A 2,778-nucleotide genomic window follows, 5' to 3' on the forward strand; every position below is an offset into this window, starting at 1 on the left:
CTTCGGGCCCTGCGGCGTTGCCCACTGCAGGCCGCGCATGGCCTCGCGCACCTTGTCGGTGTCGGTGCTGCCGGCCTTCTCTACGGCCGCCTTGTAGAAGAACAGAACGCCATAGGAGTCGGCGCCGTACAGATCAGGCTTGGACTTGTTCGCCGCCTCGAAGTCGGCGACGAACTTGCGGGTCTCCGGCGAGTCGATGCTGGGCGAATAGCCCTCGCCGGTGACGAAGCCGTCCGCCGCCTTGCCGATGGCGGCCAGGTTCTGCGAGGTCACCGTGCCCGAGGCACCGACGACCTGCACGTTGCGGTTGACGCCGAACTCAGCCATCTGCGTGAACAGCCGCACCGTGTCGTTCCCTGCCACCGAGGTGTAGATCACCGTCGGGCGAGAGCCGCGAATCTGGCCGAAGTACGGCGAGTAGTCCTTGTTGTCCAGAGGCGCGAACACCTCGCCGACGGTCTTGGCGCCCTTGCCTTCGGCAGCCGCCTTGAATGCCGCGACCGTGCTGCGGCCCATCTCGTAGTCGGGCCCGAGGTAGAACACGTTGGCGTTCTTCTGCGTCGAGGCCATCCAATCGGCTAGCGCGGCGCTCTGCATGCCGGCACGCGCATTGACGCGGAACACGTTGGGACTGCACTTGTCGGCGGTGATCGAGTCGGCGAAAGACACCGTGGTCGCGATCAGCCGGTTGTTGCGCTCGGCCACTTGGCCCACGGCGAGGGTGGAGCCCGAGTTCACCGTGCCGGTGAGGAAGTCGACTCTGCCAACCTGGAACAGCTTCTCGGCCTTCTGCGTGGCCACGGCCGGGTTCGCTTCCTCGTCCTCGTAGACCAGCTCCAGCTTGCGACCCATCACGCCGCCAGCCGCGTTGATCTGTGCTGCTGCGAGGTCCAGTCCCCACTTCACCTGCTGGCCGATGCCGGCGTACGTGCCCGACAACGGAGTGACGACGCCGACGCGGATCGGCCCGGTCTGGGCGGATGCAGCCAGAGGCGAGAAAATCGCCAGAGCCGCGGCCATTGCATTGAGGTGATTTCGGTTCATGGTCTGTCTCCAGGAGTTGTATTTGGGTTCATTCGGCCTTGATGCCGTGCTGGTCGATGACGCGCTTCCACAACGTCATCTGGCTGGCAATGAAGTCACGCAACACTGCCGGCGAACCACCGTCGGGAGTGACGCCCTGCGCCGCGAACGCTCGCTGGACCTCTTCGGTGGAAAGGATTCGGTTGATCTCGCGATTGAGCCTTTCGATCACTGGCTGCGGCGTACCTGCCGGCACGACGAAGCCGTGCCAGGACGACACCTCGTATCCCGGCAGGCCGACTTCGGCAGCGGTGGGCACATCCGGAAGCAGCGGAGATCGACGCTGGCTCGCGATCGCCAGGGCGCGCGCCTTGCCCGCCTGAATGAATGGCAGCACTTGCGGCAGCAGGTCGACGGCGAGTCCCACGTGTCCCCCTGACAGATCGGTCATCAGCGGGGCACTGCCCTTGTAAGGCACAGGGTTCATACGCACGCCGGCCTGGCTCTCGAACAGCACCATGGCCAGATGATTCGACGAGCCGGCACCCGAGGTGCCGTAGCTGATCTTGTCCGGACTGGCGCGCGCCGCGGTCAGCACATCGGCGACGGTGCGATAGGGGCTGCCCGCATGGGTGACCAGGACCATCGGCGAACGCCCTGCAAGGATCACGGGTGCAAACGCACGTTCGGTGTCGTAGGGCAGCTTGTAGAGCCACGGATTCGAGGCGAACGGAAACTGGATGACCAGAAGCGTCTGGCCATCGGCCGGGGCAGTGGCCACGGCCTGCGTACCGATCATCGTCCCGGCACCCGGCTTGTTCTCCACCACGGCACTCACCTTCCACGCCGTGGACAGCTGCTTGGCGACCAGACGCCCGAGCGTGTCGTTGAACCCGCCCGCCGGGTAGGGCACGACGATGCGCAGCGGTCCGCTGGGATAGTCGGCAGCGCGTGCCGGCAGGGTCCATGACGCTGCCAGTGCCGCAGCGCCGGCAGCCAAGGTCAGCGCGCGGCGCGATCGGGAAACTTCAGTGACCATGCGGCCTCCTTGCAGGCAGTGGGTGGACCTGATCAGCGGCCGACGAAGACCGGCTTGCGCTTGCTGTGGAACGCCTCGACGCCTTCTCGGAAGTCTTCCGAGCTGCGCAGGCGCGAGTAGCAGTGGCCCTCCAACTCGATGGCGATCGACAGCGGCGAGTCCTCCGTGTCGTTCAGCAGTTTCTTGGCGGTACGCTGGGCGATCGGCGAGAACGCACGCAGCTCTTCCACCAGCGCATCGGTGGCATGCTCGAGTTCGGCATCGGGCACACACTCGGTGGCCACGCCCCAATCGAACGCCTGGCGGCCGGGGATGCGCCGCGAGCGCATCACGATGTCCTTGGTGCGGGTGATGCCCACCATCTTCTGCAGCCGGGCCGAACCACCGGAACCGGGAATCTGGCCGAGCTTCTGCTCGGGCAGTGCATAGAGCGTCGAGTCCGTGGCCAGGCGGAAGTCGCAGGCCAGCGACAGCTCGAAGCCCACGCCGAAGCAGTAGCCACGGCCTGCCGCGATCACCGGCTTGCTGCAGCGTGCTGGAGCCGCGACGTTCCAGGCCAGCTTGCTGACATGTTCGGGCGTTGCTGCGAGAAAGCCCTTGATGTCGCCACCGCTGGAGAAGTGTTCGCCGGCACCTCGAAGCACGATGACGCGGATGCGCTCGTCGGCGTCGAGTGCTTCGAATGCAATGCGAAGCTGATCGCGGGCGAGCATGCT

The 2,778-nt window shown here is 65.8% G+C and carries 3 protein-coding genes; all 3 read right to left on the minus strand.

Annotated features, from left to right (window positions below):
• The coding region (locus AB7U92_RS25370; protein ID WP_428583361.1) for an ABC transporter substrate-binding protein at positions 1 to 1,044 on the minus strand (1,044 nt) is incomplete at its 3' end.
• A gap of 28 nt (positions 1,045 to 1,072) precedes the next feature.
• Positions 1,073 to 2,062 (minus strand): tripartite tricarboxylate transporter substrate binding protein, encoded by a 990-nt coding sequence (locus AB7U92_RS25375; protein ID WP_428583363.1) that lies wholly within the window; start codon positions 2,060 to 2,062, stop codon positions 1,073 to 1,075.
• A gap of 32 nt (positions 2,063 to 2,094) precedes the next feature.
• The coding region (locus AB7U92_RS25380; protein ID WP_428583365.1) for an enoyl-CoA hydratase/isomerase family protein at positions 2,095 to 2,778 on the minus strand (684 nt) is incomplete at its 5' end.

The sequence above is a fragment of the Piscinibacter sp. genome (assembly GCF_050175855.1).
Classification (GTDB): domain Bacteria; phylum Pseudomonadota; class Gammaproteobacteria; order Burkholderiales; family Burkholderiaceae_C; genus Piscinibacter.